Here is a 21,396-nt window from a genome sequence, read left to right as displayed (position 1 = left end):
GGTAGGTCACGCGGAGCGCGGCGGCGTGGTTGTTCGATCACGCAAAGAGGAAAATAGCCGATGAAGGCAGTGATTCTTGCCGGCGGGTATGGAAGCAGGCTGAGCGAAGAGACGACAGTCCGTCCGAAACCCATGGTCGAGATCGGCGGACAGCCGATCCTGTGGCACATCATGAAATTGTACACCGCCTACGGCATTACGGATTTCGTCATTTGCCTCGGCTACAAAGGCTACGTCATCAAGGAATTTTTTGCACAATACGCGCTGCACACGTCCGATGTGACGTTCGATATGCGTACGAAGCAAATGCATGTGCACGAACAACGTTCCGAGCCGTGGCGCGTGACGTTGGTCGATACCGGCCTTGACACGCAGACAGGCGGTCGCTTGAAGAGAATTCTGCCGTACGTGAAAGATGAGTCCGCGTTCTGCCTGACATACGGCGACGCCGTGGCGGACGTGGACCTTGCCGGCCTGATCGAATTTCACCGTACACATGGCAAGAAAGCGACTGTACTGGGCGTGCGTCCGCCTGGCCGGTTCGGCAATCTGCGCATTGAGGGCGACCTGGTCACAAGCTTCGTCGAGAAACCGGAAGGCGACGGAGGATGGATCAATGGCGGTTTCTTTGTCCTCTCGCCTGAGGTCGCCGACTTGATCGAAGGCGATGATATGATCTGGGAGCGGCAACCGCTGGAAAGTCTTGCGGCGGCGCATCAGTTGAAGGTCTACCAGCACAGCGGTTTCTGGCAGCCAATGGATACGTTGCGGGACCGGCAGGTGCTTGAGACCCTTTGGGCCAAGGGGGATGCGCCGTGGCTGGTTTGGTAGCCGACCCCGGATTCTGGAAAGCGCGTCGCGTTTTTTTAACCGGCCATACCGGCTTCAAGGGGAGCTGGCTTAGCCTCTGGCTTCAGGATATGGGCGCCGAGGTCTTCGGGTATGCGCTGCCGCCTGATAACGGCCTTAATCTCTTCGAAGCAGCCGACGTTTCCCAAGGGATGACCAGCACGGTCGGCGATCTTCGTTCCCTGGACGATCTCTCCAGCGCCATGCAGTTCGCTCATCCGGAGATCGTGTTTCATCTCGGAGCGCAGTCTCTCGTTCGTGAATCCTACGTCGATCCGGTTGGAACTTTCGCGACAAATGTCATGGGCACTGTGCATTTGATCGAGGCGGCGCGAAGGCTGAACCTTTCATGTCCTGACGGCCCTCCGGTCCGTGCCGTTCTAATTGTGACCAGTGATAAATCATACCGCAACAACGAGTGGATTTGGCCTTATCGTGAAAGCGAGCCGCTTGGAGGACACGATCCCTACAGCAGCAGCAAGGCGTGCGCGGAGCTCGTTACGGCGGCCTATCGCTCGAGCCTGATCGAAACCGAGATGCCCACCCTGAAGATTGCGTCGGCGCGTGCTGGCAACGTGATTGGAGGAGGAGATTGGGCGAAGGATCGGATTGTTCCAGACGCGGTACAGGCGTTTGCGCAGAATCGGCCCTTGGTGCTGAGAAACCCCGACGCGATCCGGCCATGGCAACACGTGCTGGAACCTTTGGCAGGCTATCTCGCGTTGGCTGAGCAGCTTTACCGAGGTTTGCCGAGAGCGGCTGACGCATGGAATTTCGGCCCCGATGCCTCGAGCGAGCAATCTGTCAGCCATCTGATTTCTCTTGTATCAAAATATTGGGGTGAGGGCGCGCGCTGGAACGTGTCGACCGATTCACATCCACATGAAGCACGCCTTCTCAGGCTGGATTCGTCGAAGGCGCGATTCGAACTGGGGTGGCACCCCCGATTGCCTCTGGAGCGCGCGGTGAAAATGACGGTGGACTGGTATCGGCTCGATTTGAAGCAGAAAGATGCGGTCCGCGAATTCACGGTTGCACAAATCCGAGCTTACGCCGCAACCACAGACTGACCCGGTGGGCTGTCCAATGGATAGAGCTTCGAGCCCCTTCACCGCCAAGCGGGTGCTGCTAGTTGGCGGCGGCCGATGGGGAAGGGTTCATGCGGACATCCTGCGACGTGTCCTGCCGGCTAACGGCGAAGTGACGTGGGTATCCACCCACAATCGCCTGGCGCTTGCGCAATTAGCATCGGCGTGGGCCGATACGGGTCCCCGGTTCCGAATGCTGAACGAACTCGACGAGGCTCTTGCTGTTGGGCAGGACGCAGCGATTATCGTTTCGGCGCCCCATATGCACGCCGCCGATGCGCGAACCGTGCTTCAAGCGAAAATGCCCGTGCTCGTCGAGAAGCCGTTCGTGACGCGGTCTTTTGACGCTGCCGAACTGGTCCGCATTGCGGAACAGCGGGGTCTTCTTTTGGGGGTTGGGCTTCATCTGCTTTTCACAAGCTATCTGCATCAGTTTCAGCAGATACTGTCAGATAGAGAGGTCCGCACAGTTGCCGTTGAATGGTATGATCCAGAGAGCGAGATCAGATATGGCGAGCTGAAGCGCCTGAATGTCTCAGTGCAAAAAATACACGATGCATTTTCTCATATCTGGTCGATTATCCATGTGCTTTTCCGAAATCGGCCGATGGTTGTTTCGGGCGCTTCTGTCGGAGGAGGCGCATCGACCGAAATCAGGCTCGACGTGGCGGGCATCGAAATCGTCACGCGGATTGACCGGCGCGCGCAGTATCGAAGGCGGCGGGTCGCGGTGGTCTTCGCCGGCGGCGGCAGCGCGGAGCTTGATTTCACCACGGAGCCAGGTGTTGTCGCAGTGGACGGAACGGAGTTTCCCGCTGCTTCGGACTGGAGCAGTCAACCAAGTCCGCTGACATTGGAAACGGTGAGCTTCCTGTCCGCGCTGGACAGCCCCGCCGATGCGGCCAATTGGCCCGGGCGCGCGCAGTTCGTCGTGTCTGGAGTTAGCGTGGCAGAGGACATTGCCGAACGGGTTTCGGAGATCGAGGCGGCGATCCTTGCGGAGGCCTTCCTACGCGACAATCTCGTCGAGGCCGATGCTCGCGCGATAATCTCGGACAATATCGGTCCGGAACTCATGGAACAGGGCGTGCGGGGCCCGGAGGCTGAATCGGAGCTTGAGACGATTTTTTCTGCTTTCGTGAAACGCGAGACGAACGAGATTTTTGGCTACGAGCGGTCTTTGCGTCGTCAATCCAGGTTCCTGCAGCGGGTCAAGGCGAGGATTGCCTGAAGCGCGTGTCCCGCGCGGCCCGAATGATCGCGGCAAAAATCTGGAACGGCGTCGCGATATAGCATTTTCGCAACCATTAGGTCAGCGTGGCACGCGGCCGACCGTCATATACTGCGCACCAAGCGGAAGGCTGCCAAGCGCTCGGTCGAAACTTCGGAAGAATGCATTGTCGAAAGGCGTGAACAAAATAAACTGCACGGAGACATTCTGAAGTCCCGTATCCGACAGCATGGCCTTCAATTGTCCGCTGCGAAGAAGCACGGCATTTTTGTCGAGAGGGCAATTATTGACGATTCGGCGGGTGAGCGGATTCATCGGATTGTGCTCAATGACGACCGCGATTCCGCCGGGCCGAACAACCCTGCGCATCTCCGACAAAAAAAACGGCCATTCTGGCGGGGGCACGTGATGCATGACGCAGATCGTAAATGCAGCGTCGAAATTCGCATCGGGATAGGGTAGCAGCTTGCCCTCGTAGACGTCGTAAGCGACGTTCGGGTGAGCTGTTTTCGCCTCCGCAATCACTTCGCCGGCCACGTCAATTCCCGAAAGGCGCAATGACGGATTATGTCCCATCAGGAATGGATGGATGCTGCCGTTGCCGCAACCGATATCCAGCACCTTTGCCCCGGCCGTGTCTTGAAAATGTCTGGCGAAAAGACCTGCCAGATTGTCGGCTTTGACTTTCGTGAAAAAGTCGTGAGATTTTCCAGAAAATCGCAGCGCCTTGTCGATTTCCGATTCATAGATATCCCTGTATCCGTCGAACTCGGTCATGATCAGCTGCCCTCGATCTGCGCTGGGATTGTCGGGCGATCGCCTGGGTAGCTGCGCAACTCCCCAGCACGCCGCAATGCTGGTGCTGACGACAGGTTGATGTTGATGCTCTGTTCAATGACTGTCATCGGCCGCGCTCGAATCTGGTTGTAGATACGCCCGACATACTCGCCGATAATTCCTAAAAATAGTGCGTTCAGGGTGATCCCGAGCAGCAACAGCGCGGTCGTGGTTGCAAAGCCCGCAGGCATCGGTACGTGGAATACGAGGCGTCCGACGATATAGGCCAGGGTCGACAGGAACGTGACCAGTGCTACCGCCAGTCCCGTATACGTTGCCACCCGCAAAGGCACGATCGAATGTGCCAACATGCCGTTAACAGCCAGACCAATGAGACTACGAAGCGGAAATTTGCTTTCACCATGGAGCCGGGGCTTGCGGTCGTAGGGTACGGTGGATTGCTTGGCAGCAAGCATGGACGTCAGTCCACGCATGAAAGGTGCGGCATCATCGATGGATTGGAGCTGGTCGAGAATGGTGCGATCCAGTAGTCGGAAGTCTCCACTGTCGATAACGATGTCGTCGTCCGACATTTTCGCGAGCAGACGGTAGAATAGCTTTCGAGCCCAGAGGAAGGTCTGGCCATCAGCGCGCTCGCGGCGGACGCCGACGACGAGATCGTCGCCTTTCTCCCATCGTTCCAGAAATTCCGGGATGACTTCAGGCGGGTCTTGCAAGTCGCAGTCTATCTGGATGGCAGCGTCACCGGCCGCCAGGCGGTAGCCGGTCAAGACCGATCGGTGAAAGCCAAAATTGCGTGCGAACCTGACGCCGCGGACGCGACCATCCTCGCGCGCGAGCGCCTGAACAAGAGCGAAGGAGGAGTCTGTACTGTGATTGTCCGGGAAAATAATCTCGAAAGCATATCGATCATGCAGCGGGTCGAAGACCGTTCGGATTGCCTCATAGGCCGTCCTGACATTTGCTTCCTCATTGAAGATCGGAATGATGATCGAAACGAGTTTGCACTCAGTCTTGGATGTCATGGGGTGATCGATTATCATGATGTAGCGGACGAATTCTACACTATTCCATAAGGAGTTGACGTCCAAATGGTATCAGATAACAGCGTTTTTGACTAACAACTTGTGTTCCACTAGAAGGTACGATACTTCGCCCCAAGTGCACCTTCAAGCGATTTGGTCGACGGGAAGACGGGCAACCGGAACATACAGAGTGTTGGATGGAGGGGAGCGAACAGCGCGACAAGGGGACAGTGTTTTTTGGTCGAAACGCCCATCCGGTTCGCGGCGAGGGCAGGCCCGATGTTGCAGGGCAGCTGGCAATGGCAGTTGTCCTGTTATGTATGGGTTTGCTGTATGTCATTTTCATTGGAGCCTGCATCAATCCCAGCCGAAAAGTGCTGGAAATTTCAGTGGCTGGTTTCCAGTTGGTTTTTGTCTCGGCGATGGTCGGCAAGCTTCTCCTGGCTGGCCAGTCTTCCCCCTGGAGGAAAGACTGGTTCGGGCCTGTTATGGTGTGGACCGCGACCTGTTCCGGCCTTTCGGCGTCGCTGTTTATCGCGCTGACACTTTTTATTCACCGGAGCGGACGGTCACTTGAGTCCTGGCAAATCTGGGCATGGCGGATCTTGCTTGTCAGCCTCGTGGTCCATGCGTTCGGAGTGCTGGCATTGGCACGATCCGGTTATCTCCGATCCCGGCTCGCGCATTTCGATTTGGAGAAATCCGTTTCCGCTGCCCTAATACTCATACTTGGTTCGCTGGTCCTCAATTTCCATGTCGAGCCGGCAAATCCCTGGTTCAATCCCCTGTTACAGTTTGTCTTTGCCCCGAGCTTCAATCCGATGCCGGCCCTTGGGGTCATTTCGGCAATCGTGACGGTTGCAGTGGTTCTCGTCGTCGCTCACTACGAACAAGCGCCTTCGTTAGCCTTGCATCCGGCGGCTGCGTATTTCCGCAAAGCCGGATTGCCCGTGGTCGTAGCCGCGATGGCGATCTTCTATTTTGATTTTCGTCTCCCGACGGATCCCATGCATTATCTGACCAATGCCAGTCCGGCGATGCGGCTGTTGCACGGAGGCATCCCGCTGGTGGACACATTTTCCCAGTATGGGCCGGGGCCGATGATCGCAACCTGGGCTGCATTTGCGGCATTGCCCCCAACGTTGGGGACGGCGAACATACTTGTTCAGTGCTTCAATCTTTTGTTCTTCGTGGCTCTGCTCGTCAGTCTGTCACGACTTACGAGCGCACGCGTCGCATCGGCAGTTCTGGGATCTGCGATCATCAGCGTGCTGCTTGGCTGCTGGGGGAGCGGCTACAGCAATCTGGCCGCCGCACCTTCCAATATGGGTTTTCGTTATCTTTGGCCTGCAACGATGGTGTTGGCGATCAGCTTGCTTCCATCGTCGCGAACCTGGTCCGGCTGGACTGTCGCTGCATCCGCGATCTCGGCATGGTGGAGTATCGAGGCACTCGCGGCGTCAGTTCTGATCCATCTCAGCTTTGTGGTAGCGGTGCGGATAGTTCAACGGAAGCCGCGCGTCCTGCTGGCGGAGGTGCCCATCGCGTTGCTGCCGCCGATTGTCGCGCTCTTGGCATTCTCCGTCCTGATCGCCTTTTGGTCCGGGCGCCTACCGGATTTCGGGACCTATCTGCGGTTTCTCGGTGTCTACAACGCCTTTTCGGATTATTGGGGCATTATTGCAGTCAACACATTCTGGGGCTGGATCCCCGTTCTGATCGTCCTGTCGCTGATCGGATCGCTGGTATGGAAGCTACTGCTGGCGCGAGCCACGGGCTTCGGAGACAAGGCCGATCGTGACATTCTCTACGGCTATTTGCCGATGACGATGCTCGCCGCTTTCATCACGCTGTATTATCTCGGCCGCTCGGTGGATAATGTTCTGCTGCTCGCCCTTCTGCCGTTAAGCTGCCTCGTCGTCGCGCCCTATCTGAGTGCGACGGCCAACTGGAGCAGTTGGGGACCTTCAGCCTGGACGGGCTTCGGGTTGATCACCGTCTCGATCTTCTGGGGATTGAGCTGTGGATATGTGTACCTCTACAGGGCAAATTCGCCATATCACATGGCGTTTCACGAGTGCCGTTACAGCGGACATTGCTCGGTCTCCGATCTGACTTCGACGCTGGAGCGTGCCGTCGAAAAAAGTGAACCTCCGATCGGGACGATCTCATACATTGCGCCCGAGGGAGAAAAGATGATCGATGAAGCGGTCTCCCTCATCCGTGCCAATTTCAAGGATGAGCAAGCCTCCGTCTTTCTGGGAACGTTTCAAGGACGAAGTCTCGCCACCGATCTTGCGTTGCTTCGGGCCGGAAAGTCGCATCGCTGGCCCGTTTCCTACACCTTCACCGACGAGCTGATTCCCCGGCTCGCAGAAGGCATCGCCGCCGCGCCGATCGAACTGAAGGATGGTGAACTCGTGATTGTCCGGCGCGACGAAAACACGCTGGGGCCTCTGGAGCGTGAAATATTGCGACGATTGCGGGATCGTGTGCGGCTTTGTGTGCGCGACGTCGGCATTTTCGCTACTGTATACACCGTTAGCCGAAATCTGGGATGTGAGCGCAATTGACCCTGCAGGCGAACGAGATTGACCGGTCGACCAGGGCCACACCACTGCAAGACATCCGGTGGGATATCGCAACGCTAATTGCTGTCGTCGCGGCATGGCTGGTCTGGACCGGCTTCGCCGTCACCACCCAAGGGACCTGGCTCGACGAAACGAACTACATCGTGAGAGCCTGGTGGTACATTTCCGGCCTTGAAGTGCCCTATGGCGAAACGGATGCGACCCGTTATGTGCCGCTGCACTTCTTCGCACTGGGCTTCTGGCAATCGTTGTTTGGCCATGACGTCATCATGTCGCGGCTCTGGTCGGTGTTCCTGACTGGCATCAACATTTGCCTGCTTGCCGCCTTGATCCGCCGCCTTCGGGGCACGTGGTGGGCTGTGGCTTTTGCAATTCTGATATTTGCTTTCAGCGAGGAAAGCATCTTTTACTTTTCGAGCGCGACGCCATACGCGCTCGTTGTCTTCCTTCAACTTTGTGCCTTGAACGTGGTGATCGACATCGAGCGCGGCCGCATCTGGCTGCGTGCGATTATGCTGAGTATTCTGCTGACGGCCTTGTATCTGACGAGGCCGGAAATGACGCCTTTCATAGCGCTCATCCTCGGGACAATTCTGGTGCGGATGGGCCGGTCGGCACTTCCCGCGATAGCCACGATCGGGGTGATATTTCTTTCCACATATGGCGCGCTGGCCCACCATTGGGGCCGCAAGTTCATCTTTGTGAGCATGTATTTTCCCGCCATGACCGAGGTGCTCATCAAGATCGGCATGCTGCCGGAACTCTTCCCCAATGCTGTCCGCTCCAGCCAGACAGTGTACTACGATCAACAACCCGCATCATTGCATGCGATGATTCAATCGGCATTTCGGATCGAGATCGTTCGGGACTGGGTGGTCTGGCACCATCTGCCTCAGGTGGCGGCCGCTCTTTTCGCAGTGGCGACGCTGGTGGCGTTCGGCATAGCACGATTGAGATGGCTATCGTTCTTCACGACGGCTTATTGGCTTGGGCTACTGTATTATCTTGTTGCCGGTCAGCTCCAATGCAGCATTTGCGTACAAGCTTACCTGAACTACGTCGATTACCAGGCGGCGATTTCAGGTGGCCTGGCTCTGCAAGTCATCCTGGATCGCCGGGTATTATCAAGGGCGCGTTTGCTGGCCGCCGCCTTCGCAAGCATTGCTCTGCTGGTGGCGGCGCAAAGTTTTCTGATCAGCGGCCGTCTGAAATTGCCGTCGGCATTCCATCAGAATATGAGCCTCCCGAAGCAGGTCGACCTCCTAGCCACGAGGATTCGCGGCAACATACAGGCAGATGTCCCTATCGGCATCGTGGGAGTCGACAACAGGCTGTTGCTTGCGCTGACTGCAAGCGACGTGAAGTTTTCAGCCTGGTCTCTCGTTATGCCGTACAACTATCGCCGGATGGCCGCAGGGTTGATGCCGGATGAAATAGAACGCACACGGCAGGAGATCGAGGCATTAACGGACTGGACCGATTTGACCGCGGATCGGTGGTTGAGCGAGGACTATCAGCGGATCGTCGTGGTGGATTTGCCGCGGACTCCGCGCCCTGAGTGGGTGATTTGGCATCCGGACGCGCCCAAGGTGATCAACGCCCTTTCGCGCTGCTTCGAAAAGGAGCGGACGATTTCAGTTGGCGAGATCGATCCGCCGATGACATTGTCGGTCTACGGTCGCCGGATTTCAGGCGCCTCTTGTCTCGACTCAAATCAGTAGGCGGCAATGATCGATCGGCACAGGTTCGGGAAGCGCATAACTGGATTAGATCAGAATTTTCGGGCGAACCTTATGCTGGTTCTGCTCGGGGTCGGTGGTTTTGTCCTGACGATGAGCATCTTGCGATTGTTTGGCGTGGCCGGCAAGACGCTGGATCTAGCTCTCTACCTGTTTGCTGTTGCTCTGCTGCCTTGGCTCTGCGCAGTGGCCGGTTTGAAGCTTCGGTATTCTTTTCCCGATGTACCAGAAATCGTGGTTCGCCCGGAAAACAGTTCCATGCTGTTTCTGCTGACGGTTTTGTTCGCACTTCCGTTCTTGTTCTTCGACTTCTCGCTGGCGGTAGAGCCTCTGCACTATCTGACTGTTATGGGTCCCGCTGTGCATCTGCTCAATGGCGGCATTTTGCTGGTCGACACGTTTTCCCAGTACGGGCCTGGCCCCGTGCTTACTACGCTTTCCGGCTTTGCTCTGGGTCCCTTGTCATTGGGAACGGCAAATATCGTCGTACAGTTCGGTAACCTGATCTATTTCGCGCTTGTGCTCGTGTTCCTACATCGTGCGTGCGATCATAAGTACCTGGCGATTCTGATGGGGCTTATTGCGATTTATTTTCTCCTTGAGGGTTGGGATCACGGCCGGGGCAATCTCAATATCGCGCCTTCGCCTCTCGCGCGGTACCTGCCAACGCTGATGATGGTGGTGGCGATCGTTCTGTTGAAGCCGCCAGTTCGGCACTCGATTCTCACCGCGTCGGCGACGGTTCTGTCAGCGATGTGGAGTGTAGAAACTCTGGTCGGCACAATCGCTGTCCAGATGGTGTTCCTCAGCGCTCTCGCAATTCGTGAGCGGAGCTGGAGAAGAATGTCGAGGGACGTTCCGGTCGCCATGTTGCCAGCGATCATCACGCTTGGTGCTTTTAGTCTCGTCATCTACGCACAGTCCGCGCACTGGCCACGGTTCGATATCTACCTGAGGTTTCTGTCGGTCTACAATCCCCTGAGCGACTATTGGGCGAAACCCAGGCAAGGTTTCTACTGGTGGATTCCGATGCTGGTCGTGGTCTTCCTCTCGCTCGCCCATTGTTGGATTAGCATTCTCGATCGCCGAACGTCTCCAGGCGCGGACAGACAGATCTATCGTCTTCTCCCAATGACAGCGTTGTGTCTCTGGTCGGCGCTCTACTATGTGGGTCGTTCAATCGACTATACGCTTCTTATCGCATTCTTACCGTTTGCGGCGGTCGTTATTGTCCAAGGACAACTGCTTCTGCGAACCCGGCTTCGTGCCTGCGCGATCTGCGCGGGAATTCTGATCGGAGCATTTGGAGTTTACCAAACACGTGGTATCTGGAGGCCTGCTGGACCTTACTCATTCCTGCTCCACGAATGTAGAGACCATAACCGGTGCACCCTGGCGGCGCTTCGAGACCGCCTTGAGGATCGGCTCTTGGCTCGCCCCGCCCTTGAGGCGGTCGGAAATCAGTGGGCCGACTATCGCCTCGACAACGGCGGAGTGCTACGCGAGGCAACGAGCTTGATCGAGCAATACTTTGCACCCGGAGTTCCCGCCACAGTGTTGTTGGGACGCGTCCAATATGTCAGCTACCTCAGCGATCTGGCGCTGATCTATACGGGACATTGGCATCGTTGGCCGATCTCCTTCACATTTACTGATAATCTGGTGCCGCCGCTCATCCAAAAGATCGTCGCGACGCCGGTTCAGTTGTATGACGGTGAAGTCGTTGTTGTTCGGAGGGCGGAGGATACGTTGGAGGGAGTTGAGAGGGAGATTCTTGCGAAGATCCGTGCCGACTATCACCTATGCGAAATTCCAAACGATCTCCATCAAGTAACTGCATATAGAATTTCGTTTCGAGCGAATTGCGCAATGTGATAGATACTGAATGGTAAGCGTAATCTGGCTGTACTACGCTCCGGCAAAAGGGTGGGCACCGCAATTCCCGCGGTTAAGCTGGGGCACAATGTTTCTTACCTGCAGAGGACTCACGAATACGAATCGGTTTGTGCTCTGGTTGCAGATAGCAGCTTGAATCGCGCTAACTACGACCTTGTCGACGCGATCTCCCTCCAGAGAATCTTCGTTGCTTTAGTTGGCTGACCACGTCCTGATATCTTTCAACAGCTGCTGCCTCGGTATATTTCGTTGCGACAACCGATGCCCGACGGCCCTTAGCAGCAGTGTTAGAGCGGTCTGCTGACGCCTGCAGAATTGCGTGGGCGAGTTGGAGTGGATCTTCGGGCGGTACGACCCAACCTATGTCTTCTTCGCCAAGCACAATCGCAGCTTCTGAATTAGATTCCGCTCCGACTATAATGGGACGTCCCACCGCCAGCAGATTGTAGAGGCGGCTCGGGATTGATACCCCGGCAATGTTTCGGCGATACGGGATCACCCATACGTCTGCTGCAGACAAGAACTCGACCAATTCGCCTTGGGGCACCGGGTCCAGCATGGTGACATTGTCGAGCTTTTCAACCGTGACTAAGTCCTTTAAGTCCTTCCAGCCGACTCCCCATCCGGATAGAATGAAATGGATATCTTTCTCGGCCTTCAACAATTTTGCTGCTTCAAAGACAGTTGCTGGCGCGTGTGTGAATCCAAGATTTCCTGATAGTCCAACGATGAATTTTGACTTTAGCTGCGCGCGGAAACGGTTGCGTGGGTCGATCTCACGGTAGCCAATCGGAAGCAGTACCCAATTGGGGATGAACTGGATTCTTTCCGGCGCGACCCCCTGATATCTCGTGAGCAGGGGAGGCACGTCTCGTCCGATCACGATTATGGTATCCAAGCGCGGAAACACAAGGCTGTTCGCGAAGCGCAATAGACGCGCTGCTACAGAAGTGGGTTTGATCAAACCCGCCGCTTCAAGCGCCTCAGGATACAGGTCGTAGATAAGCAATAAAGTCGCTGCTCGCCGCAGTTTGGCCGCCAGGACTACCGCATACGGGAGAGTGAACGGTGCCGTGACACATAGCACCACATCGTTGTCCGTGACGTCTGGCGCATCCGTCCGCCGCTGATCTACGCGACCGCGGCGGTGCTGGCATTCGCGATTCTCGGAATCTCGCAGCACAGCGAATTCATTTATTTCAGGTTCTACTAGCAGTTTGCTGAAGGACCCACTCACGGTGAAGACTTGGTGATCCACTTTATCACTTTATCATCTCGAATCGCTGGAGACGAGCATGCGAGGCGCATTTGCGGATCAGGGCGGGTTGTTTTCGTACATCTCGCCGGAGGCGCGGGTGCCTCCCCAGCATCCTCTGCGGAAGATCCGGGCGCTGGTCCGGGATGTCTTGAGTGAGCTGAACCGTAGCCTTGGGAAGCTTTACGCCGGCGAAGGACGTCCCTCGATTCCTCCCGAGCAATTGCTGAGCGCCTTGCTGCTGCAGGTGTTGTACGGCATTCGGCGCGGAACGCCAGTTGATGGAGCAACTGGACTACAATCTCTTGTACCGCTGGTTCGTGGGGCTTTCGCCGGACGACCCGGTCTGGGACCCGACCAGTTTCACCAAGAACCGCGATCGGTCGCTCGAGCGGGCGATTGAGCAGAAAATAGGAGGCGGTGACAGCGTCGCTCGCGCTATCCGATAATCCGGAATGATGTAATTGCAGATAATTGTTCCAGCCGGCCCTCGATGTCGAGCATTCCAAATGTCCGCCATAGTCGATCTAATCGGCCTGGCATCCGAGTGCCTTGGTGGCGGCTCGTAATATGGCCGGCGTCCAAACCTTGTACCCGGCCGCCGTGAGATGAATGCCATCGAAGGTCGATCCAGCTGGCAACAGAGATTCAACAAATGGAACTCCTTCGCTTTGCGCCGCCGCCTTTATCTGAGCATTTACTTGGTCTGCGCCATCCAGTGGCGTTACCGCAACTACAAGTAGCTTAGAAGACAGCTTTTTTAATTCGGAGAGGAGATCAGCGTAATCTCGTTGAGCCGTCGTAGACCCAACATCGTTCGCACCGAGCGCAACAATAATTAGCGATGGCGTCGAACCATCCATCAATCGCGGTGCGAGATATTCGAAGTCTGCGACGCCAACGCCACCTATTCCAGCGTTGACGATCGGCTTTCCGCATATCGTTTCTGGCAAGCGAGCCATCTCGGTGATGCTGTCGCCAAGAAACACAGCCGGCCGATCGAGACCGGCCAATGCGGCCTTGATCATGAACTGCCTGACGTCTCTATGGTCGTGATGTTCGCGAGGACGCGTTACCTCACCAAACCGTCCTCGCATACGCCGTAGTTCTGAAAAGGATGCGCCGAACGCTACAAACGCGACAGCAGCAAGGATCCATGGAAGCGCACGTTTCATTGGGGGGAACATACATGCCGCGGTAGAGGGGGCAAGCCTGCCAGGCGCCCTGGATTCGTTAAACCGCCCCCGCCGCTACCTGCCCAGCCGGAGACGGCAAAGGCTCACCAGCGGGCTTCTCTGGGTCATGGCGGGCCGTGCGCGGGTAACCGCCCTCCGGTCCGAGCAGGAAGAGGCGGCCAACTGACGAGGCCCCACTTATTTCGGCAGCGGCTCGTAAACTTGGCTGTCGCAACGGTCCCCAATGGTCGATATTCGAGAGGAGACGTATTCGTCCTTCTTGTAGAAAAGCGCGTATGTCTGCCGGGGAGCGCTCGCGCTTCTGAGGCATATAACCCACGGAATAGATGAGGCGATGGGTGCCTCGATTGGTCCCGCGATCTCTAATTGCCCCGTCAGGTGATATTGGCCAGCGACGGTTTTGATGATCGGTACGGCCTTGGACGCGTCGGGCGCGGGAACCGGCTCTTTAGCCGCTTCGTTGATTGACGAGCATGCCCCGAGCACCGCACACAACACCATTATCGCCGATCGTCGCATCCAAGGTTCCCAAGAGCCGGCACAGTGGAATTGAGCATACACGTCCGAAAACTGTTGCTACCCCAAAATCGCCGTGCGCAGGCCCAGCCGCGCGGCGCGGGCTTCGTTTAGTTGGGTGAGCCGGTACCCACCCAGCCCGAGACGGCAAACGCGCACCAGCGGGCTTCCTTGAGCCAAGGCGAGTCAGTCCAAACAAAGCAGACCGATGGAACCCTTCGCCCGACCAGTTCTGGCTCGGTTGCCTTAAAATGACACTCGAGACAATTCATTTCGGTTCAGTTTGTGTCGGTCGAGAAGACGGCGGAACAGTCGGCACTCATGATGCATCGGGCTCGGGATTTGCTGAGCGGCCGCACAGGATAACGACTCGACGTTCGACCCATTACTCGTCCATTTTTTTCTTTTCCAGGGAACTCCGCAAACCTTCATCCAGGCTGAGTCGTGGGCGCCAGCCGGTGTTCAGAGCTTTGGACGTGTCGATTTGCATGGATCCAACAACACTATCGTTGGCTTCAGAGCGACCGCTGATTCTGAACAATGCTTTCAGTGCAAATAGTGGAAAAGGCACAATACGCGACTTCTTGCCTAGGGCCTTCGCGATCCGTCGAACAAATTCGGGCGTTGATACTTCCTCATCATCAGCTACTAAAAAAACATCAAATCTGCCCCCCGGGTGTGTAAGTCGGTGTACGACAAATGAAGCTAGATTTCCGACACCCAAAAAGGCACGCCGGTTATGGATTGAGCCGAAGGGCAGCGGAATGCCGCGTTCTATTGCCGTAACCAAGAGTCTGAAATTGCCGAGCGCCCCCACGCCATAGATCAGCGGGGGTCGAATCACGGTGATACTCATGTCCGTATGTTTGGCAATTGCTTCAAGGCCTGCCTCTGCAGCGGCCTTCGACATTCCGTATATTCCGCGCGGCATAGGACGGTCATCCTCACGAAACGGAGGGCGACCGTCAGTGCTGCTGCCATTAACCAGGACGGTGCTTAAATAAATGAACTGGCGAACTCCCGCTTTGGCGGCACATCGCGCAAGGTGCACAGTTCCATCGGTATTGAGGGTACGATAGATCTCCGTCGCCGCTTCCTCGTGGGGGTGATGAACCCGCGCGGCCAAATGCACTACTGCATCGACTTCGAAGAGAGCCTCGTCCCAATCAGTCTGGGGGCCGATCGCATCTACAATAACCGTATTTGGATGAGGCGAGGGCTTTCGCACGGCTCGTCTGACGATCATGCCGTTAGCCGTCAAAACGGGTGCGAGATTTCGGCCGACAAAGCCGTTCGCACCCGTTATCAAAACAACAAGCTGGCCGTCTTTCATTCCTATCGCCTACGAATCAAGCCCTTAAAACCGTATAAGCCGGGCTCAGGTATTTTTGCCAGTGCGCTGCCTTCGTTGAATCGCGCCGCTGGGCGCGCATTGACGTCATTTGAAATAGCAGGAGAACCATAGAGCGAGCACGCCGGCGGACCGTTAACACCGTCACTGCGGCTTTTCTAGCGGCGGGACCATATGTGGTCGCTCAATTTGCGGCTCCAGTTTTATGTCGCGAGGATGGGCCAGCTGGTTGCCCTGAGCCGATTCCGAATGCATTTGGCGATCGACGCCGGATTTTGTCGCTGCCGATGTTCGCGAAGATCACCGGCGGGCAGCAGGATAAGGTGATCATGCTCGTTCGCGAATTCTAGGGCGCCTCCAGCCGACCTTCTGGTTCGCCCATGCAAGGGTGAAAGTGCCGCTTAACGCGGATCCGACCGATCATCACCGAGCGGCGCCCGAATCGTTCGCTGCCAACGATCTTGTGGCCGCCAATGACGGGCGCCGGGCGCCCGCCACCGCAATGCCTCCAGCGTGAAGATCGTTTGCCTGACCTGTCGCCAGAGAGACGCCTCGTAGCGGCCGAGCCGGTCGAACGCGCCATTGTCGAGGTCGGCGAGGCGCAGGAAGCACCGTGCAATGTCGAGTCCGTCAGGACGCGGTAAGGTCGGTGGCGCTTCCGAGCCGCGGCCTCGTTCGCCATCGGTCGGAGCGCGAGCGTTGCCGTCGTTGCTCGCTTCCCTTGAGTGTGAGGGGACGGCAGCTTGGTGAGGCTGGAAGATCGTGATGACTTCGCAATCTCGCGCGGATCGAGGTTGCTGCGCCTCGCCTGGTTCGGGCAGGATTTCGTGCTGGATCTGCAGAAGACCGGTTTCGATTGAGGTGGCCCGCCGTAGTCGCCACAGCAGGCTTGCCAACCGAAGCACCAGCTCGCGCTCGACCGCGGTTTCCGCGTCGTAGCCGGCGGTGACCGCCTGCTCGAAGGCCTGGTAGTCGTCGGGATCTTCCAGAAGCTTGATGACGGTCTCGGCGGTCAATCCATGGCGGACGGCATTTTGCGAGGCGCGCTCTTTGCCGCGGTCGGTTTTCGGGCCGGTGCTCTTTTGCGCGTTGCAGCGGTTGGACTCGATCTGGCGAAGCGAGGTCATGTGGTGAGGCCCGGCAACTGGGTTCGTTTCGTCATTTGCGTCCGCCGTGGAACGGTGGCTGCAACGTCTCCGGTCGTCGCCACAGTGGGACCGGACGTCGCGTTATCGTCACTGGGCAGATTTACCGAGCTCTGCAGCCGATGCGTCTCCGTCCAAAGCTTGCGGGCAATCCCGGTCGGCTCGATCCCGGTTTTCGCCCACCAGTCCACTTCCTTGCCGGCGCGGTGCAGTTCGCGATGATGCGCCCGGCAAAGCGGGACCGTGAACTCATCACTGACCTTTTGTCCGAGGCCGCGGGATTGCGCGCACCGCAGATGATGGGGATCGCAGGGCTGCCGTCCGCAGATCAGGCAGGGCTGTTTGGCGACAAAGCGGAGATGGGTCTTGTCGCGCAAACGCCGCGGCACCGGAATGGTGAGCAGGCTCTTGTCGATGCGGCCCGTCCCCGTCTGCGCCTGCTTGCTTTCCGGCGCGCCTTGCCGGCGTTGCGGCCCGAGCGGGGGCATTCCGGGTGGGCCGGACGTGGGGGGCGAGGACGCGGCATCACGTCCGGTTTCATCAGCGGCGCCAAGGGCCGTCAATTTGGTATGGAAGGCCTCTTCGACCAGCCGGGCATCCGCGGCGGTCAGGGTGTTCTTGGTCGGCAGACAGCGATAGGCCCAGCGGTCCAGATCCTCGCCCAAGGTTACGCCAGCTATCTCGGTCAGGAGCTGCTCGCGAGCGACGGCGGAGGCTTCGGCATCAAGCACCGGCTTTAACGGGGGAGGGGTTTGCTTGCGCTTGATGGCGCCTCGACCGGGTAGAGCCGCATGTCCATTGGCTTTGTTTGGACCAACACCGTTACCGGCCGGTGCCGTTCCATTGAGGCTTGGTGCCGGCAGATCCGGTGCATCCAGATCGTCCTCGCCGGCAATCCCGACCAGGGTGAACAGGGCATAACGCCTTGCGTAGGTCAGCGCCGCGCCCATCCGGTGCGGGGCATTGGTCTCAGCTACCGGACACACTGGCCAGTCCGACGAGATCCATTCCCCGGAGGAATGGGCGAGGGTCGTGGTCAGCCGGATCAACCCGGCGGCGGCGTCAATGGCCGTCGTCTGGACGGTCGCAATCTCGTGCTGACCCAGGCACTTGCGGACCAAATCCAATCCACTGGCTAAGGAGGCGTAGCGGAAACTGCGGCTCTCTTCGCGAGGAAACGGTGACTGGATGGTCGCCGTGAGCGACTTCTCGGGATTGGTGAGTTCGCCTTGCGCTTTGGCGAGCGCGGCAGCGATAGCGCCAATGCTGTCACTACAGCTGGGCATGACCGGCCTCCTGATCCAGGACATCAAAGCTGATTGAACCGGATTTGGAACGTCGGGCGCGAAGGCCATGGCCGGTCGCTTGTTTCGCATCCTCCGGCATCAGTTTCTTCAGTTCGGATCTGGCGGCCTCGTGCTCGACCACGGCCGGTCGGGTCCGGCAATAAATTCCGGCAAATTCCGCCCAGGAATTGGAGCCGCTCATGTCGACCACCCGGACGGCCTCGATCCTCGGCCGTGGCGCCTCGACCCCGAACAGGCGAGGGGTCTCGCCGTTTTCGACGCAGCGCCAGAATTTCCGCTCCGCGGTCAGCAGCAGATGCTGATAGAGCGGATCGGCATAAATCGTGAGCTCGACCCAATTGCCGCCGCCGGTGATGATCGACAGCACCGCTGATCTCGACTGGATCACCCACATGTTGTGCTGCAGTTGGGCCATGTGCTTTTCGGCCGCCGCTTCCTCGGAGAACGACCACGGCAGCATGAACTTGGCCTCGAACACCGCGCCGTCCTCGACCACCCCATCCAGCGTGGCCGCCATCCAGCGCAGGATCGGGTGCTTCACCTGTTTCTGGACGTCGTTGACGGTCAGCCCGGTGTTGAGCTCGTACCAGCGCCGGTTGAGGTCTTCGGTGACCGAGCCCAGCTGCACCACCAGATTGCCCGACAGGTCCTCCGGCTCGACCTCGCCGCGCTTCTCCTTCCAGAGACGGACCAGGGCGGTTTCGTCGTCGCCCATAATGATCCGGGCGTCCGAGCCGCCGATGAAATAGCGGCGGATTTCGGCTGTGGTTATCCTCACGTTCGTTTTCATAGGAAGGCTCCAGAATGATAAGCTCAAAATTCTAGAAATCCCCATATGGGGTAAATTAACCCATATGGGTTTTAATGTCAATGAAGAAGAGCTCGCTTTCCAGCGCGCAGATCAGGGCCGCTCGGGCGCTTTTAAGGTGGAGCGCGGCAGATCTCGCTCGAGCATCCGCTCTCGGCGCAAATACGATCCGCCGTGCCGAAGTAGCAGAAGATGCGACGTCCCTAACGGTCGCCAATGAGCTGGCGATCCGCCGTGCCCTCGAGGCCGCTGGCGTCGAGTTCATCGACGAAAATGGTGGAGGGGCGGGCGTGCGGTTGCGAAAGCCTAGTGAAACCGAACCGAAAAAGAAGTGATCACGATTGGCCGCCCCGACCATGCGTGCAACGGGAAATGGCCGAACATCAGATCCCTTTCCCCATACGACCAAGAGCTTGACGCCGAAGATCTGGCGCGCAGCTGGTTTGACAACAAAAAGGCCCAAACGAGAGTTGCCAAACTGCTTCGTAAATTTCAGATGGACGAAGGGGCCATCGATGCCGAAGCCTTCAGGAAAAGCGCCGAGGACCTCGAGCGGCTGGACCGGATGCTGACGGCGCTAGAGTTCCGCCGCGACAAGGCGCTGCGCTGCATTGCGGAATATCGGCAGCTGCTTTCGAAGCAGCTCCGACAGGCCGGCGACCGAATTCTCGACAACGACGACGTGCCGCGTCTCGTCGCAGTTGCCAAGCGATCGGACTGACGATGGCGAGCCAACGGCAAATCGCGGCGAACCGGCGCAACGCGCGCAACAGCACCGGCCCTCGCTCCACTTCTGGAAGAAAGCGGGCGAGCCAAAATTCGCTCCGTCACGGGCTGACGAAGCCCATCTCAAGCGCAGAGTTCGACCGCGAGGTGGAAACGCTCGCCCGTCAAATCGCGGGCGACACCGAGGATAAAATCAAAATCGAGCTGGCCCGCGACGCCGCAGAGGCGGAGCTCGAACTTGCCCGCGTGAGGCGCGTCAAAGCTGCCTTGATCGAACGCATGGCCGCATTTGGACGATTCGATGTCCCTAAACTCTTCCAATCCCCCAAGGATGAAGTCGCTTGGATCATGCAGCGGTACTTTGGGGCCACGCTCTGGAAGGGAACCCCGAAATTTGCCGTCGATCCCTTGCCTGCGATGCCCTCGCAGGAGCCACAGCGCACGGCCGAGGGAGTGCGCCGAATCCTTCCGGACCTCATCAAGCTGCACCGCTACGAATCCCGAGCTGTCGCTCGGCGGGATCGCGCCATCCGCGAAATTATCAAAAGGAGCGCTAAAGATTTAGTACAATCTTAAGTAGATTATCCGGTGTTTTGGCAAAACGAAGCCAATATTGCTGAGTAAATACAATTAACTGAATTTCAGCGTTCGTCCGCAATGACCTTGCCGTCGTTCGGCAGCGACTGAGGCGCGACCAAGGCCACGTTTCCCCCGAGCTTTGTGAGGTTGCGCAGCGTCACGTTGACCGCTTCCATCAATGACGTGTCCGGATTTGCAGCCTCCGCTTTCAGCGTCATCACATCGGTCTCGCCTGAGCGTGTGACGACAAGACGCAGCCGTCCGAGTTCGGGATGGCGTTTGCCGATCTCGGCAATCTGCTCGGGCCGCACGAACATGCCCTTGACCTTGGTGGTCTGGTCGGCGCGGCCCATCCAGCCCTTGATGCGCATATTGGTGCGTCCGCAGGGACTGGAACCGGGCAGGGCGGCGGTGAGGTCGCCGAGCGCCAGGCGAATCCAGGGATGATCCGGATCAAGCGAGGTGACGACGATCTCGCCGACGTCGCCCGGCGCCACGGGATCGCCGGTGCCGGGCTTCACGATTTCCAGGATCAGGTCTTCGTTCACGGTCATGCCCTCGCGCGCCGGCGTCTCGAACGCGACCATGCCGAGATCGGCGGTGCCGAACGCCTGATAGGCGTCGATGCCGCGCGACCTGACCTCATCCTGCAGCGATTTCGGAAAGGCCGCGCCCGAGACCAGCGCGCGCTTGATCGAGGAGACATCGCGTCCGGCACTTGCCGCGGTGTCGAGCAGAATTTTGAGGAAATCCGGCGTGCCGCTGTAGCCGACCGGCCGGTAGGCCTCGATCAGCTCAAACTGCGCCTCGGTATTGCCGGGACCGGCCGGAATGACCGCGCAGCCCAGCGCGCGCGCCGAAGCATCAAAAATAAAGCCGCCGGGCGTGAGGTGATAGCTGAAGGTGTTCAGCACCACGTCGCCGGGCCGGAAGCCCGCCGCGAACAGCGCCCGCGCGCCGCGCCAGGGGTCGGCATGGGCAGGCTCAGGCTCGAAGATCGGGCCGGGCGAGGTGAATAGCCGCCCAAACGATCCGAGCGGCCCTGCCACGAACCCGCCGAAGGGCGGCGCGGCCTTGTGCAGGGCGGGGAGTTCCGACTTGCGCAATACCGGCAGGTCCGCCAGCGCGGCCCGGCTGACGATGGACGCGGGGTCGACGCCCTTGAGGCGCTCGGCGTAGGCCGGCGCTTCCATGGCCTTGCGCAGCACCTCCGGCAGCCGGGAAAACAGCTCTGCCTCGCGCTGGACGGGTGGGCGCGTTTCAAGGGCGTCATAATGGTCGTTCATGGCTGGTCCT

At 58.2% G+C, this 21,396-nt stretch carries 19 protein-coding genes and 1 pseudogene; 10 read left to right on the top strand and 10 right to left on the bottom strand.

The features are described 5' to 3' along the window. Positions 1 to 60 precede the first annotated feature (60 nt). The 3 genes from rfbF to NL528_RS31655 are packed head-to-tail and all read left to right on the top strand — an operon-like array spanning position 61 to position 3,168. Positions 61 to 831 (top strand): glucose-1-phosphate cytidylyltransferase, encoded by a 771-nt coding sequence (gene rfbF / locus NL528_RS31665; RefSeq protein ID WP_309178306.1) that lies wholly within the window; start codon positions 61 to 63, stop codon positions 829 to 831. Further along, positions 816 to 1,919: a CDP-glucose 4,6-dehydratase gene (gene rfbG, locus NL528_RS31660; RefSeq protein ID WP_309178305.1), complete on the top strand. Its 1,104-nt coding sequence runs from the start codon at positions 816 to 818 to the stop codon at positions 1,917 to 1,919. Before rfbF ends, rfbG begins: the two co-directional genes overlap by 16 nt. Beyond that, the gene (locus NL528_RS31655; RefSeq protein WP_309178304.1) at positions 1,861 to 3,168 is read left to right on the top strand and encodes a Gfo/Idh/MocA family oxidoreductase; all 1,308 of its coding nucleotides are present in this window, start codon (positions 1,861 to 1,863) and stop codon (positions 3,166 to 3,168) included. Before rfbG ends, NL528_RS31655 begins: the two co-directional genes overlap by 59 nt. An 81-nt stretch (positions 3,169 to 3,249) precedes the next feature. Here the strand turns inward: NL528_RS31655 and NL528_RS31650 are convergent, their stop codons facing one another. Both NL528_RS31650 and NL528_RS31645 read right to left on the bottom strand, forming a co-directional pair. Then, positions 3,250 to 3,945 (bottom strand): class I SAM-dependent methyltransferase, encoded by a 696-nt coding sequence (locus tag NL528_RS31650; protein WP_309178303.1) that lies wholly within the window; start codon positions 3,943 to 3,945, stop codon positions 3,250 to 3,252. Between the two features lie 2 nt (positions 3,946 to 3,947). Further along, entirely contained in the window at positions 3,948 to 4,991 is a 1,044-nt protein-coding gene (locus NL528_RS31645; RefSeq protein ID WP_309178302.1) for a glycosyltransferase family 2 protein, read from the bottom strand. Between the two features lie 197 nt (positions 4,992 to 5,188). On the opposite strand from NL528_RS31645, the gene NL528_RS31640 reads away from it, so the two are divergent. From NL528_RS31640 to NL528_RS31630, 3 genes are all read left to right on the top strand, one after another. After that, entirely contained in the window at positions 5,189 to 7,564 is a 2,376-nt protein-coding gene (locus tag NL528_RS31640; protein WP_309178301.1) for a hypothetical protein, read from the top strand. Then, on the top strand, positions 7,561 to 9,303 hold the full coding sequence (locus NL528_RS31635; protein ID WP_309178300.1) for a hypothetical protein: 1,743 nt from the start codon (positions 7,561 to 7,563) through the stop codon (positions 9,301 to 9,303). Before NL528_RS31640 ends, NL528_RS31635 begins: the two co-directional genes overlap by 4 nt. A gap of 72 nt (positions 9,304 to 9,375) precedes the next feature. Further along, positions 9,376 to 11,196 (top strand): hypothetical protein, encoded by a 1,821-nt coding sequence (locus NL528_RS31630; protein WP_309178299.1) that lies wholly within the window; start codon positions 9,376 to 9,378, stop codon positions 11,194 to 11,196. A gap of 163 nt (positions 11,197 to 11,359) precedes the next feature. On the opposite strand, the gene NL528_RS31625 is transcribed toward NL528_RS31630, so the two are convergent. After that, positions 11,360 to 12,475, bottom strand: coding sequence for a glycosyltransferase family 4 protein (locus tag NL528_RS31625; protein ID WP_309178298.1), 1,116 nt, complete (start codon positions 12,473 to 12,475; stop codon positions 11,360 to 11,362). Positions 12,476 to 12,512: 37 nt separating this feature from the next. Between NL528_RS31625 and NL528_RS31620 the strand changes: the two are divergent. Continuing rightward, positions 12,513 to 12,864, top strand: a pseudogene (locus NL528_RS31620) (transposase); the annotation flags it as partial. A 135-nt stretch (positions 12,865 to 12,999) separates the two neighbouring features. Here the strand turns inward: NL528_RS31620 and NL528_RS31615 are convergent. The 6 genes from NL528_RS31615 to NL528_RS31590 all read right to left on the bottom strand — a co-directional run bounded on the left by NL528_RS31615 (position 13,000) and on the right by NL528_RS31590 (position 18,777). Then, on the bottom strand, positions 13,000 to 13,500 hold the full coding sequence (locus NL528_RS31615) for an SGNH/GDSL hydrolase family protein (RefSeq protein ID WP_309178297.1): 501 nt from the start codon (positions 13,498 to 13,500) through the stop codon (positions 13,000 to 13,002). A 345-nt stretch (positions 13,501 to 13,845) separates the two neighbouring features. Continuing rightward, positions 13,846 to 14,187 (bottom strand): hypothetical protein, encoded by a 342-nt coding sequence (locus tag NL528_RS31610; RefSeq protein WP_309178296.1) that lies wholly within the window; start codon positions 14,185 to 14,187, stop codon positions 13,846 to 13,848. Between the two features lie 382 nt (positions 14,188 to 14,569). Then, positions 14,570 to 15,517, bottom strand: a complete 948-nt coding sequence (locus NL528_RS31605; protein ID WP_309178295.1) for an NAD-dependent epimerase/dehydratase family protein — start codon at positions 15,515 to 15,517, stop codon at positions 14,570 to 14,572. Positions 15,518 to 15,936: 419 nt separating this feature from the next. After that, positions 15,937 to 16,551: a hypothetical protein gene (locus tag NL528_RS31600; RefSeq protein ID WP_309178294.1), complete on the bottom strand. Its 615-nt coding sequence runs from the start codon at positions 16,549 to 16,551 to the stop codon at positions 15,937 to 15,939. A gap of 107 nt (positions 16,552 to 16,658) precedes the next feature. Further along, complete coding sequence (locus NL528_RS31595) at positions 16,659 to 18,035, bottom strand: ERF family protein (protein WP_309178293.1); 1,377 nt, start codon at positions 18,033 to 18,035, stop codon at positions 16,659 to 16,661. Further along, positions 17,953 to 18,777, bottom strand: coding sequence for a YqaJ viral recombinase family protein (locus NL528_RS31590; RefSeq protein ID WP_309178292.1), 825 nt, complete (start codon positions 18,775 to 18,777; stop codon positions 17,953 to 17,955). The genes NL528_RS31595 and NL528_RS31590 overlap by 83 nt, the downstream gene beginning before the upstream one ends. Before the next feature lie 80 nt (positions 18,778 to 18,857). Between NL528_RS31590 and NL528_RS31585 the strand changes: the two genes are divergently transcribed. Genes NL528_RS31585 through NL528_RS31575 form a run of 3 tightly spaced genes read left to right on the top strand, consistent with a single transcriptional unit; the run spans position 18,858 to position 20,097 of the window. After that, on the top strand, positions 18,858 to 19,130 hold the full coding sequence (locus NL528_RS31585; protein WP_309178291.1) for a transcriptional regulator: 273 nt from the start codon (positions 18,858 to 18,860) through the stop codon (positions 19,128 to 19,130). Further along, complete coding sequence (locus NL528_RS31580) at positions 19,127 to 19,516, top strand: hypothetical protein (protein WP_309178290.1); 390 nt, start codon at positions 19,127 to 19,129, stop codon at positions 19,514 to 19,516. The genes NL528_RS31585 and NL528_RS31580 overlap by 4 nt, the downstream gene beginning before the upstream one ends. A gap of 2 nt (positions 19,517 to 19,518) precedes the next feature. Then, a complete protein-coding gene (locus tag NL528_RS31575) occupies positions 19,519 to 20,097 on the top strand; it encodes a hypothetical protein (protein WP_309178289.1) in 579 nt (192 codons plus the stop codon). A gap of 65 nt (positions 20,098 to 20,162) precedes the next feature. Here the strand turns inward: NL528_RS31575 and NL528_RS31570 are convergent, their stop codons facing one another. After that, positions 20,163 to 21,386 carry an AMP-binding protein gene (locus NL528_RS31570; protein WP_309178288.1) on the bottom strand — a complete coding sequence of 408 codons (1,224 nt, stop codon included), beginning with the start codon at positions 21,384 to 21,386 and terminating at the stop codon, positions 20,163 to 20,165. Positions 21,387 to 21,396: the final 10 nt, after the last annotated feature.

Origin of the sequence: Bradyrhizobium sp. Ash2021, from assembly GCF_031202265.1 — a bacterium.
Lineage (GTDB): Bacteria > Pseudomonadota > Alphaproteobacteria > Rhizobiales > Xanthobacteraceae > Bradyrhizobium.
This window is presented reverse-complemented; position numbering and strand designations above follow the sequence as displayed.